This is a genomic window from Desulfobacula toluolica Tol2 (assembly GCF_000307105.1).
GTDB lineage: Bacteria > Desulfobacterota > Desulfobacteria > Desulfobacterales > Desulfobacteraceae > Desulfobacula > Desulfobacula toluolica.
The window spans coordinates 5,090,612-5,107,141 of record NC_018645.1; the positions used below are offsets into that span (position 1 = coordinate 5,090,612).

10 protein-coding genes are annotated in these 16,530 nt (G+C 45.4%); 5 read left to right on the top strand and 5 right to left on the bottom strand.

The genetic code is table 11. The annotated features are described in order from the left end of the window. Positions 1-3: 3 nt before the first annotated feature. From carB to TOL2_RS22820, 5 genes are all read right to left on the bottom strand, one after another. Positions 4-3,234 carry a carbamoyl-phosphate synthase large subunit gene (gene carB, locus TOL2_RS22800; protein ID WP_014959636.1) on the bottom strand — a complete coding sequence of 1,077 codons (3,231 nt, stop codon included), beginning with the start codon at positions 3,232-3,234 and terminating at the stop codon, positions 4-6. Next, a complete protein-coding gene (gene carA, locus TOL2_RS22805) occupies positions 3,221-4,363 on the bottom strand; it encodes a glutamine-hydrolyzing carbamoyl-phosphate synthase small subunit (RefSeq protein ID WP_014959637.1) in 1,143 nt (380 codons plus the stop codon). Before carA ends, carB begins: the two co-directional genes overlap by 14 nt. Before the next feature lie 340 nt (positions 4,364-4,703). Beyond that, positions 4,704-5,090: a secondary thiamine-phosphate synthase enzyme YjbQ gene (locus TOL2_RS22810; protein ID WP_014959638.1), complete on the bottom strand. Its 387-nt coding sequence runs from the start codon at positions 5,088-5,090 to the stop codon at positions 4,704-4,706. 95 nt (positions 5,091-5,185) lie between these two features. Further along, the gene (tkt, locus tag TOL2_RS22815) at positions 5,186-7,189 is read right to left on the bottom strand and encodes a transketolase (protein WP_014959639.1); all 2,004 of its coding nucleotides are present in this window, start codon (positions 7,187-7,189) and stop codon (positions 5,186-5,188) included. Between the two features lie 30 nt (positions 7,190-7,219). Then, the gene (locus TOL2_RS22820; RefSeq protein ID WP_014959640.1) at positions 7,220-8,089 is read right to left on the bottom strand and encodes a radical SAM protein; all 870 of its coding nucleotides are present in this window, start codon (positions 8,087-8,089) and stop codon (positions 7,220-7,222) included. Between the two features lie 226 nt (positions 8,090-8,315). Here TOL2_RS22820 and htpG point away from each other — a divergent pair, with 226 nt between their 5' ends. From htpG to TOL2_RS22845, 5 genes are read left to right on the top strand one after another with little or no spacing between them, the layout of a single operon-like run. Beyond that, positions 8,316-10,238 (top strand): molecular chaperone HtpG, encoded by a 1,923-nt coding sequence (gene htpG, locus TOL2_RS22825; protein ID WP_014959641.1) that lies wholly within the window; start codon positions 8,316-8,318, stop codon positions 10,236-10,238. Then, entirely contained in the window at positions 10,235-11,563 is a 1,329-nt protein-coding gene (gene rimO, locus TOL2_RS22830) for a 30S ribosomal protein S12 methylthiotransferase RimO (protein ID WP_014959642.1), read from the top strand. Before htpG ends, rimO begins: the two co-directional genes overlap by 4 nt. After that, positions 11,560-12,543, top strand: coding sequence for a polyprenyl synthetase family protein (locus TOL2_RS22835; protein WP_014959643.1), 984 nt, complete (start codon positions 11,560-11,562; stop codon positions 12,541-12,543). The genes rimO and TOL2_RS22835 overlap by 4 nt, the downstream gene beginning before the upstream one ends. Positions 12,544-12,548: 5 nt before the next feature. Continuing rightward, positions 12,549-13,829: a hypothetical protein gene (locus TOL2_RS22840; protein WP_014959644.1), complete on the top strand. Its 1,281-nt coding sequence runs from the start codon at positions 12,549-12,551 to the stop codon at positions 13,827-13,829. A gap of 47 nt (positions 13,830-13,876) precedes the next feature. Continuing rightward, complete coding sequence (locus TOL2_RS22845; protein ID WP_014959645.1) at positions 13,877-16,510, top strand: LuxR C-terminal-related transcriptional regulator; 2,634 nt, start codon at positions 13,877-13,879, stop codon at positions 16,508-16,510. Positions 16,511-16,530: the final 20 nt, after the last annotated feature.

The window sequence follows — 16,530 nt, forward strand, 5'->3', positions numbered from 1 at the left end:
AAATCATGCATGCTTGTTTTCCAGGTGATAATCTTGAATGGGCTTTACAGACAGGCCTTCTTTTTTCAGGGCCTCAATGGCACTGCAAATGGCCTTAGTTCCGTCCGTTGTCGTGGCATAAGGAATCTTATACTTGATGGCGGCCCGCCTGATTTCATATCCGTCCTGTTTGGTCTGGCTGGATGCACCAGTGTTTAAAATCAACTGAATTTCATTATTTTTAACGGCATCCACAACATGGGGACGGCCTGCCGATACTTTTTTGATCAGCTTTGCGGGAACATTGTTCTCTTCAAGAAAGCTTGACGTTCCCCTTGTGGCCATGATGGTGAATCCCATTTCATGAAAACTTCTGGCAACCGGCAGGGCCGCAGCCTTATCCTTGTCCTGAACACTGATAAAAACCGTGCCTTCAGTGGGAAGCTTTTGTCCTGCTGCAAGCTGGGCTTTGGCAACGGCAGCACCCAGATCCTTGTCAATCCCCATCACTTCACCCGTGGATTTCATTTCAGGCCCAAGCACCGGATCAACATTGTCAAACCGATCAAAAGGCATAACAGCTTCCTTGACACAATAATAGTGAGGAATCACTTCTTTGGTAATGCCCAGTTCATCAAGGGTTTTTCCCAGCATGACTTTTGTGGCAAGCTTGGCCAGAGGAACGCCAATGGCTTTGGAGACAAAGGGAATGGTTCGCGAAGCCCTCGGGTTGACCTCAATAATATAGACCGTGTCATTCATAATACCGAACTGGATGTTCATCAGGCCCCTGACATTGAGTTCTTTGGCAATGGCCCGCGCAGCATCTGCCATTTCATCAATATGGGTTTGGGAAATAGAATAGGGCGGCAGCACACAGGCAGAATCGCCCGAATGAATACCAGCCTCTTCAATATGCTCCATCATGCCGCCGATAACGGTTTTTTCGCCGTCCGAGATCACATCCACATCCAGCTCAAAAGCTTCTTCAAGAAACTTGTCAATAAGGACAGGCTTGTCTGGAGACGCCTGGACTGCCAGATCAAAATATTCTTCAAGATCACTTTCATCATATACGATTTTCATGGCACGGCCGCCCAGAACAAAAGAAGGCCGAACCATGACAGGATAACCGATATCCCTTGCCACTCGCTGTGCGTCTTCATAGCTGAAGGCAATTCCGTTTTCAGGCTGCCTCAGTCCCAGTTTGTTGAGCATCTCCTGAAAAAGATCCCGGTCTTCGGCCCGGTCAATGCTGTCCGGGCTGGTTCCTATGATGGGAACACCGGCTTTTTGAAGATCCGAAGCAAGGTTCAGGGGAGTCTGGCCGCCAAACTGAACAATAACGCCGTATGGTTTTTCCTTTTCAACAATGTGCAGCACATCTTCACGGGTCAGGGGTTCAAAATAGAGCTTGTCAGAGGTGTCATAGTCCGTGGAAACAGTCTCAGGATTGGAGTTGACCATGATAGACTCCACGCCTTCTTCTCGAAGGGCAAACGAGGCGTGAACACAGCAGTAGTCAAATTCAATGCCCTGCCCTATCCGGTTGGGGCCGCCACCCAGGATAATGACTTTTTTCCTGTCCGACACCCTGGCTTCACATTCTGTCTCATAGGTTGAATAATAATAGGGCGTGGCAGCCCTGAATTCTGCGGCACAGGTATCCACAAGTTTGTACACCGGAACGATGCCAAGGTCTTTTCGGGTCTGCTCAATCTGTTTGTCCGTCAGCTTTGTCAGGTATGCCAGCTGCACATCCGAGAACCCGTATTTTTTCGCTTTTTCAAACAAATCCCTGGGAAGGTCTTTGCCGGCAAGCAGAATCTGTTTTTCAAGATCCACGATCTGCTTCATCTGGTTGAGAAACCAGGGGTCAATGCCGGTCATTTCATAGATCATGGTAATGGGCATGTCGTGTTCAATGGCATATTTCAGGTAGAACAGACGCTGGGAATTGGGCGTGGACAGCTTGTACTCCAGTTCATTGCCCGCAACACTTCCGGGCAGCGGATCTTTTCCATCTCCGCCAAAACCGGCCCTGCCTATTTCAAGGGACCGTATCCCTTTTTGAAGGGCTTCCTTGAATGTCCTGCCAATAGCCATGGTTTCACCCACAGATTTCATTGCAGTGGTCAAAACATCTTCGGTTTCAGGAAATTTCTCAAAGGTCCACCTGGGAATTTTGACCACGCAATAGTCAATGGACGGTTCAAAACAGGCCAGGGTTTCTCCGGTGATATCATTGGTAATTTCATCCAGAGTATATCCAACCGCAAGTTTGGCTGCAATTTTCGCAATGGGAAATCCCGTGGCTTTGGAAGCAAGAGCCGAACTTCTGGACACCCTCGGGTTCATCTCCACCACAATAATATCCCCGTTTTCCGGATTAACGGCAAACTGGACATTGGATCCGCCCGTATCCACACCAATTTCTCTGATAATGGCGATGGACGCGTCCCGAAGCTTCTGGTATTCCTTGTCCGAAAGAGTCTGGGCCGGGGCCACTGTTATGGAATCACCAGTGTGTACTCCCATGGCATCAACATTTTCAATGGAACAGATGATCACAACATTATCGGCATGATCCCGCATCACTTCCAGCTCATACTCTTTCCAGCCGAGAACGGATTCCTCCAGCATCACCTGGGTGATTAGACTTGCGTCAAGGCCGGACTTTGAAAGACTGAGAACCTCTTCCATGTTATAAGCCACCCCTCCACCGGTTCCGCCAAGAGTAAAACTGGGCCTGACAATGATGGGAAAGCCGATACGCCTTGAAACGGTTTCCACTTCATGCATATTGGTGGCAAAACCGCTTTTGGGGATTCTCAAGCCGATTTTATTCATGGCATCCCGGAAAAGTTCCCGGTCTTCGGCTTTGTTAATGGCATCTTCAGACGCCCCGATCATCTCCACATTATATTTTTCAAGAACACCTGCTTTAGCAGCTTCAATGGCCGTATTCAAACCGGTCTGGCCGCCCAGGGTTGGCAAAAGGGCGTCGGGCCGTTCCTTTTCAATGACCTTGGCAACGGTTTCAGGTGTGACAGGTTCAATATAGACCCGGTCGGCAGTTTCAGGGTCGGTCATGATGGTGGCAGGGTTTGAATTGATCAGTATGACTTCATACCCTTCCTCTTTCAGGGCTTTACAGGCCTGGGTGCCGGAGTAATCAAACTCGCAGGCCTGGCTGATAATAATCGGGCCTGCACCAATAATCAGGATTTTTTTAATGTCTTCACGCTTTGGCATCTTCAATCACTTTTGCAAATTGGTTAAAAAGATAGGCTGAATCATGAGGGCCGGGGGATGCTTCTGGATGATATTGTACGGCAAACGCCTTGATGGTGTCATTGCTAAGACCCTCAAGGGAATCTTCATTCAAATTAATATGGGTCATGACGGAATGATCCTTGCCGATTGTATTTAAATCCACGGCAAAGCCATGATTCTGGGAGGTGATTTCAACCTTGTTGGTGGAAAGATTTTTAACAGGCTGGTTGCCTCCTCTGTGACCGAATTTGATTTTCATGGTTTTTCCGCCCATGGCAATGCCTAAAAGCTGCATGCCCAGACAAATTCCAAATATGGGAACAAATCCAAGAAGTGCCTTTATGGTGTCAACAGCATAAGTCACAGGTTCGGGGTCTCCGGGACCATTGGACAGAAAAACACCTTCTGGCCTGAGACTCTTGATGATATCTGCATCCGTCCTGGCAGGAACCACAAGGACTTCACATCCTGCTTTTTCCAGACACCGGATAATATTGTATTTTATGCCGAAATCAAGGGCCACAACACAATGTTTCTTGCCCCTGAACCGCCAGATTAAAGGGTCATTCAATTTATTGGTATCAATATAATCCGGCTGGTTATATTTCCAGAAATAGGGTTTTTTTGTGGTGACTTTTTCCACAAGATCGCTGCCCTGCATGGAAGGTATCTGAACGGCCTTTTGAACCAGGGAAGCTGGATCAAAATCCGAGGTGGAGATAATAGCACGCATGGCCCCGGATTTTCTGATGTGCCTCACCAGGGCCCTTGTGTCCAGATCGTGGATACCCAGCACATGGCCTTTGATCAGATAATCTGCCAGGGTTCCTCTGGATCTGAAATTGCTGGGAAAATCCTGGTATTCTTTTACAATAAATGCCGCCGCCTGAATCCTGTCGGATTCAATATCCTCTGGGCAGACACCGTAATTTCCAATCAACGGATAAGTCATGGTGACCATTTGGCCATGGTAGGAGGGGTCGGTCAGGATTTCCTGATATCCTGTCATGCTGGTATTGAAAACAACTTCTCCTGTTGCTTCACCAGGTCCGGTAAAACTTCTGCAGGGAAAAATTCTGCCGTCTTCAAGGGCTAATAATGCTTTCATAAAAATTTACACCTGTTAACCTTATGTATTGATATAAATAATCCGGGCCGAACCCGGATCATCGTTGCATCCTGCCTTTGTAAATTCAACCTGTTTAGATAACATAATTTGTGTAATTTTGGCAAGTTAGTTCTTTTCAGGCCGGACATTTGACCGGACATTTGATAAAAATAATAACTTCATTGGCCTGAAGTTAATTTTACTCCTTAAGCGATATTATTGCCGAGGCCGGGAATGATTAAATACCGTCTTACACCGGTGGCAAAGATGATTTACTGATATCAGAACAAAAGTCGAATAGATTGGCCTTGCCAGCAAAAACAAGGCATCTGCATAGTTATCAGATGATTTTGATATTCACCTTCCGGTTTCTCGGGCCGTCAAATTCACAAAAATAGATCCCCTGCCAGGTTCCAAGGACAAGTGAGCCGTTTTCCAGTGGGATGATTTCCGACGGCCCGAACAGGCTGACCTTTATGTGTGCCGCAGAATTGCCTTCCATGTGTTTGAAATGGTCATCCCAGGGAATCACCTTGTTGATGGTATTTAAAATATCGGTTTCAACGGCAGGGTCTGCATTTTCATTGATGGTTACAGCTGCTGTTGTATGCATGGAAAATACATGGACAAGGCCGTCTTTTATCCCGGATTCTATTACCGCATCCCGAACCTGGGACGTAATATCAACCATCTGGGTTCGGGCATTTGTTTTGACGCTGATCTGCATCATCAACCTCCTTTTGCGATTCCGGCCCGATGTTGAAACCAGGTTTCAGCACCGGGCCGGGGTAATCATTTAACAGGGTAATTCTTGAACGCGGATTATTTTAACAGGTCAAGAGCGTTTTTAACGATATTTTCCGGAGAAAATCCATAGGCATGCAGAACGGTTGAACCGGGTGCGGATGCCCCGAATTTATTAATCCCGATGATTGTTCCTTCCGTGCCTGTATATTTTTCCCATCCCATGGAGATACCGGCTTCAACAGCTATTCTTTTTGTCACACCGGACGGCAGAATTCTTTCCCTGTAGGCGGCAGGTGCTTTTTCAAACAATTCCCAGGACGGCATGGATACCACGGCTGCTTTGATGTTGTGAGTTTCTTCAAGAATTTGGGCAGCCTCCACACAAATGTGGACTTCAGATCCTGTGGCAATGAGAATCATTTCAGGATCTGATATGGCTTTTACCGTATATGCCCCGTACTGAAATTCACCGTCCCGCTGGGATACATCCAGGGTCGGCAGCTTTTGACGGCTCAGGATCAATGCAGTTGGCGAATCAAGCGTTTCCAGGGCCTTTTTCCAGGCAAAGGCTGTTTCATTGGCATCGGCCGGTCTGACAACGGTAAGGCCCGGGATGGCCCGCAACGATGCCAGGTGTTCAACCGGCTGGTGGGTGGGGCCGTCTTCTCCTACAGCCACGCTGTCATGTGTAAACACATAAATCAGCGGCAGGTTCATCAAGGTGGCCACACGGATGGCAGGGCGCATATAGTCGGCAAACACCAGAAAGGTTCCGCCAAAGGGCCGGATGCCGGAATGAAGATACATGCCGGACATAATGCCGCCCATGGCATGTTCGCGAACGCCGAACCGGATGTTACGACCGTCCCGGGCTTGGTTTTGAAAATCGGTTGAGCAGTTAAGATAGGTTTTGTTTGAAGGAGCAAGGTCTGCGGACCCGCCCATTAATGTTGGCAGATTTTCTGCAATGGCGTTCAATACCTGGCCTGATGCAGCCCGTGTGGCAACAGGGCCGTCTTCAGGATTAAACTGAGGAATCTTGGCATCCCAGCCCTGGGTTAAAAATCCACTGATGGCGTCTACAAACTCAGCTGTCTGCTCAGGGTATTCAATCTTGTATTCATCAAAAATTTCCTGCCAGGTTCGTTCAAACCCTTCTCCATAGTTCAGGGCTTTTCTGCAGTTTTCCAGAACCTCTTCAGGGACATAAAAGCTTTTGTCTTCAGGCACTCCGTAAAACAGTTTGACCAGTTTTATTTCTTCTTCGCCAAGGGGTGAACCATGGGCATCCGAGCTATCCTGTTTGCTCGGGCTGCCATAGGCAATGTGGGTTTTTATCTGTACAAGGGTGGGGCGGGCAACCGCGTCTTTACCGGCCTGAATGGCTTTTTGAATTTCATCCAGGTCGTTGCCGTCTTCAACCGTAACCACATGCCAGTTCTGGCTTTTGAATTTTGCTCCGACATCTTCTGTAAATGCAATGTCGGTTTTTCCTTCAATGGTAATGGAATTGTCATCATACAAAAGAATCAGTTTTCCAAGCCCCAGATGTCCTGCAAGGGAAATGGATTCAAGGGCAACCCCTTCCATCAAATCACCGTCACCGCACATCACATAAGTGTGGTGGTTGATCAATTCTGTTTCTTCCATATTAAATCGTGCGGCAAGATGACGTTCGGCAATAGCCATGCCCACAGCATTGGCAATTCCCTGGCCCAGAGGGCCTGTTGTGGTTTCCACCCCGGGAGTGTCGCCGTATTCAGGATGTCCCGGGGTTCTGGATTTCCATTGTCTGAAATTTTTCAGGTCATCCAGTTCAAGCCCGTAACCAAACAGGTACAGAAGGCTGTAAAGCAGAGAAGATGCATGACCGCCGGACAGCACAAAGCGGTCCCTGTCAATCCAGGCGGGATTTTTGGGGTTATGCTTTAAAAAGCGTTTGAACAAAACATATGCCGAAGGCGCTAAGCCCATGGGTGCGCCCGGATGTCCGGAATTTGCTTTTTGAACCGCATCCATGCAAAGTGTCCGGATAGTGTTTACGGTTAACTGATCAAGATTTGTTTCGGCTTGGGCCATCGTGTGTTTCTCCTGTAAAATAATTTTGTGTTACAAAGCTCTCATGGATTCCGGTCTAAGTGCCAGTTTTCCATTAAGGGCCTGTGAAATCAGTTCAAGGGTTTGTTCTTTTTCTTCGGGCAGTTTCGCCCGGATTGGAAGATAGTTGGAAGCATGGTTTGCATGGAAAAATCCGTTTGAAAGATGGGTTGAAGCAAACATCAGACCCAGTTCTTCAAGCATTTGCTTTGGGGTTATAAGTTCAAACTCTCCTCTTTCATACTGATCATGAAGTTCAGTGCCGGGAGTCAGCATAAGACTTAACGCCCCCACAAAATCAGGATCAATTGCAGACAGGACCCTTCCGGTTTCGCTGGCATGGATTTCAGATCTTTTTTTGCCCCCGATACCAATAATAACAGTGACGGACAATTTAATGCCGGATGCTTTAACCCGTTTTCCCATTTTGATCATTTTAGCGGAATCCGCACCTTTTACTATATCCTTTAAGACTTGGTCATCCCCTGATTCAAGCCCCATATAAGCTATTTTTACCCCAAGATCATGCAGCTGTTTTAATTGTTCGTCGGTTTTCATGCCAATCCCTTTGGTGTTGGCATACAGCCCCACTCTTTCCACCCAGGGCAGCCGGTCTTTTATCTGTTTGAGAATTTTGACCAGTCTTTTCTGGGGAACGATCATGGCATCCCCGTCGCATATAAACAACCGGTTTTGTCTCTGGCAGTATTTTCTTGCAAACTCAATATCTTCAAAAATAATATCGTCTTTTTTGATATTAAATCGTTTTTCCCGGAATGTACCGCAGAATGTACATTTATTATGGGAACAGCCCAAGGTGACCTGTAATAAAATACTGTTGGCCTCACTTGGCGGCCGTATCATCATACCTTCATAATGCATGTTGCTATATCCCTTAAAATTTAAAGTTTTTTAATAACAGGTATCTGCAAAAAATTCAATATGTTGATTTGTTTTGAATCTGCCATGGCAAAACTTTGGAGGGAGACCCAGGGTTTGTTTGCACAGGTGAAAATACCCCTGACCCGCCTTGACATTTTACTTTTTGCACCAATTATTATGAAAAAATAATTTATACCTAAATGATAATTAAGAAACAGGAGTAAACATGGGAACAAAAGAGACACATCAATTTAAAACCGAGGTGCAGCAGCTGTTACACCTGATTATCAATTCTTTGTATTCCAACAGGGAAATATTTGTTCGGGAGCTGATTTCAAATGCGTCTGATGCCATTGACAAGGCAAAATTCAAAGAACAGACAGACCCGGATCTGTTTGCCGATGACAATGATTATCATATCCGGATCTCCCTGGATTCTGAAAACAAGACGTTCCAGATTTCCGATAACGGAATCGGAATGACTCTGGAAGAGGTTAATGACAATATCGGAACCATTGCCCAGTCAGGAACGGCCGCGTTTATGAAGGCGCTTGAAAATTCCAAAAAAGAAAACACTCTTTCCCCTGAACTGATCGGTCAGTTTGGTGTGGGGTTTTATTCGGCATTTATTGTGGCTGACACGGTCACGCTGGATACAAAGGCTCCCGGCCAGGACATGGGTGTTCGATGGGAATCGGACGGCAAGGGATCGTACACGGTTCAGGAGATAGAAAAAGAAAATCGCGGCACAACCATCACCCTTCATTTAAAAGCAACTGAAGACGGGGACCAGGATTTCACAGAAAGCTATACCATCCAGCATATTGTGAAAAAACATTCTGATTTTGTGACCTATCCTGTGATCATGGAAGTTGAAAAAAACGAACCCCTTCCTGAAAATGAAATCATTAAAGATTCAGACGGCAAACCCATTGGGGATACCTTTAAAAAAGTCAAAAAAGACGAGACCCTGAACTCCATGAAAGCCATCTGGTCAAAATCCAAAGAGGATGTGACCGATGAAGAGCATGAGGAGTTCTACAGACACATCAGCCACAACTGGGACAAGCCCATGGAGGTCATCCATAAAAAATTTGAGGGCGTAACCGAATACGATGTTTTGATGTATCTGCCGTCCAAAGCGCCCATGGATATGTTCCGGCCGGAAAGAAAAAATGGAATGCAGCTGTATTGCAAGCGCGTCTTTATCATGGATGACTGCAAGGAACTGTTGCCCGAATACCTGGGATTTGTCCAGGGAGTTGTGGATGCCCCGGATTTGAACCTGAATGTGAGCCGTGAGATTCTTCAGGAAGACCGCCTGGTTCGAAACATCCGCAAAAACCTTGTGAAACAGATTTTTTCCGTTCTGGAAGGCATGGAAAAAGAAAAATATGAAGAATTTTATGTTGAGTTTGGCCAGGCCCTGAAAGCCGGTATTCCCACGGATTTTCAAAACAAGGAAAAACTGGCATCTCTTTTACGATACAAAACCACCAAGTCGGACGGCAAATATATCACCCTAGATGAATATATTGAAAATATGCAGGAAGACCAGAAAGAAATTTATTATCTGACCGGTGAAAGCCTGACATCACTTATGAATTCTCCTTTGCTAGAATCCTTGAAAGCAAAGGATTATGAAGTCATCTTAATGGTTGACCCAATTGATGAATGGGTCACTCAGTCCCTGCCCGAGTACAAGGAGAAAAAACTCAAGAGTGCGGAAAAAGGGGATCTTGATCTGGATAAAGTTGATGATGAAAAGAAAAACGAATACTCAGCCCTTTTGTCTTTTCTCAAAGGAAAGCTTGAAGCAAAGGTCAAGGATGTTGTGGTTTCCAACCGGCTTAAAGATTCGGTTTCCTGCCTGTCCGGCGATGACTGGGGCATGAGCGCATACATGGAAAAAATCATGAAAGCCTCGGGCCAGAAAACTCCTGACCAGAAACGGGTGATGGAAGTCAATGTGAATCATCCGGTCATGGGCAAGATGAAAGAAATTTTTGAGACCGACACCACCAACCCGGTATTAAAAGACTATAGTGATCTTCTGTTTGATATTGCCGTTATCAGCGAAGGCGGCAAGCTGGACAATCCTGCAAGATTCTCCAAACAACTCGGAGACCTGATGGCCAAATCAATATGATTGTTTTCCTTGAAAATCTTGGATGCTCAAGGAACCAGGTTGACAGTGAAATAATGCTGGGAAAACTTGTGGCGGCGGGTCACAGTGTAACTGATGACCCGTCCTGCGCCCGGGTGATCATTGTCAACACCTGTGGATTTATATCAACAGCCTCTCAAGAGGCTGTTGATGTTCTTCTGGAAATGGCAACATTCAAGCAAACGGGAAAGTGTGAGCGGCTAATTGCAACCGGATGCCTTGCCCAGCGGTATAAGGATGACAAAGATCTGTTGTCCACCCTGCCTGAAGTGGATGCGTTTATAGGGACTGCCGCGTGTGACCAAATTGTGGATGTGGTTGAAAACAAACAAACAAAGCCTTTGACCCTTTTTCCAGATCCAAGCACAAGAGCGTTCCAGGACAGTTTTGAACCAAGAGAACTGATCACCAAAGATTATGCCTATATCAAGGTCTCAGAAGGGTGCAACCGGACGTGTACCTATTGTATTATCCCCAAGCTTCGCGGTATCCAGCGCTCAAGGCCATTGGATGATATCTGTAAAGAAGCCAGGGATCTTGTTTTAAGAGGCGTTAAAGAAATTATCCTGACCGCTGAAAACACAACGGATTACGGTCGGGACCTTGAGGATGATACAGGGTTTGAACAGGTTCTCAGGGCTTTGGCCAGCACTGTTGAAAAAGACCATGCCTGGATACGGTTTTTGTATACCCATCCTGAAACAATTACACAACCCATTATACAGGCGGTAAAACAGCATAAAAACATCTGTTCTTATTATGATGTTCCAGTCCAGCATGCCTCGTCAGGCATATTGAAAAAAATGGGACGCCCCTATACGCGTGAAGATCTGTATGCCCTGTTTAAAACCATCCGGGCAATTGATCCTGATGCTGCCTTAAGAACCACTATTATCGTGGGGTTTCCGGGTGAAACACAAGAGGATTTTGAGACGCTGATGACGTTTATCAAGGATATCCGGTTTGATCACTTGGGTGTGTTCACCTATTCTGATTCCCAGGACTTAAAGTCTCATCTGTTAAAAAATCATGTTTGTGCTGAAATTGCAAAAAAAAGACATGACCTGATCATGGCGGAACAGGCCAAAATTTCAGAATCAGTGAATGAACGCTATGTGGGCAAGACCTTTGAAGTTCTTGTGGAAGAAAGCCCGGAACAAGGCGTTTACATTGGCAGGACAATGTTCCAGGCCCCGGAGGTTGACGGAATGACATTTATTTATGCAGACAAGCTTGAAATCGGCACCTTTGTTAAGGTAAGAATTACAGATGCTTTTGAATATGATATTGCCGGGGAGATTGCATGACAAAAGGGATAAAGCAAAGACTTGTTGAAATGGTGGCGACTGATCTTGAAAAAATTGAAATCGCGCTTGAACATCATTTGAATCCAAACCTGGAACTGGTAAGACAGATTGCATCCCACCTTCTGTTCAGCGGCGGAAAACGGTTAAGGCCGCTGTTGATGATTCACAGTGCCAGGCTTTGCGGTTATCATGATGAATTCGAAATAGTATTTTCCACAATTTTTGAATATCTTCATGCTGCTACCCTGTTACACGATGATGTGGTGGATGAGGCTGATATCAGGCGCGGGAAAAAAGCCGCCCACACCAAATGGTCTGCAGCCAAAGTGGTGCTGACAGGAGATTTTCTTTTGGCCAGGGCTCTTGAAATTGCGGCAAAGACACGAGAACCGGATATCATCAGTATCATTGCAAAAATTACCAGGGACATGTCCCAGGGGGAAATCGACCAGCTGGGAAAAAAAGGGAAATCAGATCTTTCAGAACATGAATATCTTGAGATTATTGAAAGAAAAACAGCAGTTCTGATTCAGGGCGCCTGTCAAAGCGGTGCCATTCTTGCCAAGGCACCAAAAGAAAAACAAGAGGCATTGAACCAATACGGGTTTCATTTGGGAATGGCTTTTCAGATGGCTGATGATCTTTTGGATTACACGGCAAGCGCCAAGCAACTGGGAAAAAATCCAGGGGCGGACATGCGGGAGGGAAAGCTGACCCTGCCGCTGATCCACACTCTTGCCAACGCTTCTCCAGAGGATAAGGCGTGGATAAAAGATGCCATAGCCGAGACAAAATTTGATTTGGATCAGTTTGAAAAACTCAAACAAAAACTGGTTGCGTATAAGGGAATAGAATATACTGAAAATCGGGCACAAGATCATATAAAAAAAGCAAAAGCCTGCCTTGATTATTTTGAAGAGTGTCCATCCAAAGAATTCTTATGTCTGGTTGCAGACTATGCCATTGAAAGAAAGGTTTGAAAAGGATGTTTAAGAAAACAGCAGCTGTCGGTTTCATGGTTTTATTCATCAGCAGCATCAGTATGTCAATATGCTTTGCTGCAAAAGATTCCGGGGTTTTAACGGGTGTGACCACAGCCAGAAGCATGGTGATTGATAATAATCTTCAGCAGGCCAGGCAGAAAGCAGTATCAGATGCCCTGGAAGTTGCTCTGCAAAATGCCTTTGCCGAACTTGTATCCAGACAAATTTTTGCTGCCAACCTTGATTTTTTTTACGACCGGGTGCTTTCCCATACGTCGGATTATATTGTTACATATCGGGTGCTTGGCGGCATTGAGAGCAATGACTATTATCTGGTGGGGGTTGAGTCCAAAGTCGATCTTGCACGACTTGAAAAAACATTGACCAATGCCGGGATACTCAATGCAAGTCAGGATAAACCCGTGATCCTGTTTTTTATTGCGGAAAAAACCCCGTCTGATCTTCTGCCAAAATATTGGTGGGGGAAAAATCCCATTCCTTATCAGTCTGTTGCAGAACAAACGATTATAACCGAAATGACGGGGGAGCAAGACAGATTTATTATTATTGGCAATGGCAAGGACCGTCCCGACCCTTCTTTGTATAATATCAGGTTTGATTCCATTTACGACACGGCAGCAGCCAGAAAGCTTGGCAAAGAAATGAAAGCCGACATGATTGTTTTCGGCAAAGCCGTTGCATCAGAAGCCATTAACCGAATGGGTGATGAAAAAACCTTTCATGCCGAAATAAATCTTGAAGGATATAACCTTGAAACCGGACAAAAAGTTATTAACTCACAATTACAGGCCGTGGTTAAAAACAATATGGCACAGCAAGGAAATGTTCAGGCGCTTGTTAAGGCCGCCCGTTTGTCAGCCAGGGATCTGGGTGACAAAATCAATGAATACTGGACCCGGAATTTGAGAAAAGAGCATACCTTTGATGTCAGGATGGAAGGGGCTCAGTTTCTGCCGCGGTTTATCGCATTAAAGCAACGATTGAAACAAATACCTGGGATTGAAAACATGCAGCCCAAAGAGAATGGATCAAGTTATGCGATAATGGAGGTCTTTTATAAGGGGCGATCTTCTCAGTTTGCCGATGCCGTCATGCTGAAAACCTTTGATTCGTTTGGGTTGGAAATTTCAGATGTGACTGAGGATCATGTGAATATCAAGTTTATTGAAAAAGAGCAGTCTCTTTTGTCGGATGATTCCCAAGGCCTGGAAAATCCGATTGACATAAATCAGGTTGAGGAAAATCAGATTACAGGAGAATAAGCGGTATAAAAGAATGCATATAAAGGACGATTCCCTGAATTGATAATATGCAACTGCTTACAACAAAATTTCATATTCCCGGATTTAAGGCTGATGCCGTTGTATCACGTCAAAGAATCCGCCGTCTTATTGATGAAAACAGTTCTATTGTGATCCTCTCCGCTCCTGCGGGATTCGGGAAAACCACATTGCTCAGTGAATGGGTGGAACATTGCAAAACCCTTGTGGCATGGGTTTCCCTTGAACAAAGTGAAAATATTCCCAATGTTTTCTGGAGGTATATGATCACGGCGGTTGCATCTGTTTTGAACCGTTGCGGTCAAAATTCACTGGAACAGATCAAATCTTCCGGAACATCTTTAATTGAAAACATTCTGATCGAAATGATCAATGAGATTGCCGCAGAGGGAACAAAATTCACCCTTGTTCTGGATGATTTTCATGTTATCTCAGATGGAAAAATCCATGAAGGGATGGAATTTTTAATGGATCATCTGCCGTCCAATATGCGGATGATCATTGCAGGCAGGGAAGCTCCCCGGCTTTCAATTTCAAAATTCCGGTTGTCGGGAAAACTGGTTGAGATAAATGCCCTGCAATTTCGTTTTAATACTCATGAAACCGAAGATCTGCTGAACAAAATCCATGGTCTTGACCTGACCCAAAAAGATGTTGTTTCTCTCACAAAGAAAACCGAAGGTTGGATTGCAGGACTTGTGCTTGCGATTCTGTCGATGAAGGAACAGAAGAATAAGCGGTCATTTATAGATGATTTTACCGGAAGTCACAGGTATATAATTGATTATCTGGTTGAGGAGGTTTTGTCCGGCCTTGGGGATGAGATCAAAAATTTCATGCTTAAGATCTCGATCCTGGAAAGATTCTGCTCCGAATTGTGCCGGGCTGTGACAACAAATCCCGACAGCCGCAGAATTCTGATGGCCATGGAGCAGAATAACCTTTTTCTGATTCCATTGGATAACAACAGGGAGTGGTTCCGTTATCACCATCTGTTCAGAGAGTTTCTCTTGAAGCATCTCATGGAAAAAGATCCCGGCAAGGTAAAGCATCTCCATGCAAATGCTTTTGTCTGGCTGAAGGATCAAGGGGGGGTGAGCGAAGCGTTTCATCATGGAGTGCTGGCAAAAAATTACAGGGCTGCAGCAGACCTGCTTGGGCAAAATGCGCCTGAGCTGTTCAGCCGGTCCGGCGGATTTGTTTTGAAAACTCTTATTGAGCGTCTGCCTGAAACCATCGTCAGCAATAATCCTGAGTTGTGCAGTTATTCGGTGTGGCTGAATGTCCTTGCCGGTGATTTTGAATCCGTTGGTCTCCTTGGCCGGGAGGTTTTCAAAAAAGATAAAACCGTGTCAGGATTTCTTTCCCTGATAAAAGGGTATCGCTATTTCTACCAGACCGGGGAATTTGAAAAAAGCATCAAAGAGATGAAAGAGTGTCTTCAGGCCCTGCCGGAAAAAGAGGGCCTGGTCCGTGAAATGGGAGAGCTTGTCCTGGGGCTTTCCATGAAGTATAGCGGTGATATCGGATCTGCATATGAATATATCAAAAAAATATCACAAGGAGATGATATTCCTGCTTTAAGGGCCATCAGCTATGCCGATATTCTCTGTGTTATGGGGAAGCTGAATATGGCATTTTCTTTTATCGACACAACCATTGAAAAAGGAAAGAAGCGATACGGGGAAACGCTTGTGCCGGAATACGGGTTTCTTTATATCCTAAAGGCCGATATCCTGCGGGAACAAAATGAGATCGGAGAGGCATTGAAAGCATGCAAAAAAGGATTATACCTTGCCAGAAACAATGAGTATGTTGAAATCATTTTTTTGGGCAACCTGGAATATGCCAGGATTCTTGCGGCGGACGAAAACCATGAGGAATCAGAAAAAGCAATGGCGGTTTCCATTGAGGCTGCCAGGGTGAGTTCTACATGGGGAGAGTTCATGTCAAGGGCATACGAAATTCGAATGCAGATCGCCCAGGGGAATATGGATGATGCCCAAGAGCTTATCAGGAAGATAAACCTGCAGTACCTGCAATTAGATCAGAACCTGGAATTGGATCAGGATCTGGCAATTCCCTATCATAAATATCATCTGTATCTCAGCCTTTGCAGGTATTGGCTTTGCAAAAAGCAGACCAGACATGTACATGGGATCACTGACGCCATGATCCGGGAGGATCTGCCGGTCAAGGGAAACGGGCGGTTGATTGAATGTTACGTCCTTAAGGCGATTGCATATCATGTGGAAAATGATATGGATAATGCCCTTAAAATTTTAAAAAAAGCATTTGTGCTTTCTGAAAAACAAGGTCAGGTAAGGGTTTATATTGACGAAGGGGAAGCTATTCTGACCTTGTTCAAACAAGCTTTGAAGCGGGGGATATTGCCGGAGTATCTGAAAAAATATATTGACCGTCCCAAAGGCAGTTGTGAACTTAGATCTGTGATGATCAATGAATTTAAAGAGACGTTTAATGACCGTGAAATCGAAGTTCTCAAATTGATGAAAAAAGGAGGCTCAAACCAGGATATAGCCGACACTCTTTTTCTTTCGGTCAATACCGTGAGGTGGTATGCAGGTCGTATTTTTGCAAAACTCAATGTGAAAAGACGGGGAGAAGCAGTTGCCTTTGCTGAAAAGTATGAGCTGATCTGACAAGTCGACAAGTCGACGGA

What these genes read in the sequence shown, in the direction of transcription:
- TOL2_RS22840 (WP_014959644.1), top strand. Translation starts at nt 12,549, where the DNA reads ATGTTTAAGAAAACAGCAGCTGTCGGTTTCATGGTTTTATTCATCAGC.
- carB (WP_014959636.1), bottom strand. Translation starts at nt 3,234, where the DNA reads ATGCCAAAGCGTGAAGACATTAAAAAAATCCTGATTATTGGTGCAGGC.
- TOL2_RS22845 (WP_014959645.1), top strand. Translation starts at nt 13,877, where the DNA reads ATGCAACTGCTTACAACAAAATTTCATATTCCCGGATTTAAGGCTGAT.
- rimO (WP_014959642.1), top strand. Translation starts at nt 10,235, where the DNA reads ATGATTGTTTTCCTTGAAAATCTTGGATGCTCAAGGAACCAGGTTGAC.
- TOL2_RS22820 (WP_014959640.1), bottom strand. Translation starts at nt 8,089, where the DNA reads ATGCATTATGAAGGTATGATGATACGGCCGCCAAGTGAGGCCAACAGT.
- TOL2_RS22810 (WP_014959638.1), bottom strand. Translation starts at nt 5,090, where the DNA reads ATGCAGATCAGCGTCAAAACAAATGCCCGAACCCAGATGGTTGATATT.
- TOL2_RS22835 (WP_014959643.1), top strand. Translation starts at nt 11,560, where the DNA reads ATGACAAAAGGGATAAAGCAAAGACTTGTTGAAATGGTGGCGACTGAT.
- carA (WP_014959637.1), bottom strand. Translation starts at nt 4,363, where the DNA reads ATGAAAGCATTATTAGCCCTTGAAGACGGCAGAATTTTTCCCTGCAGA.
- htpG (WP_014959641.1), top strand. Translation starts at nt 8,316, where the DNA reads ATGGGAACAAAAGAGACACATCAATTTAAAACCGAGGTGCAGCAGCTG.
- tkt (WP_014959639.1), bottom strand. Translation starts at nt 7,189, where the DNA reads ATGGCCCAAGCCGAAACAAATCTTGATCAGTTAACCGTAAACACTATC.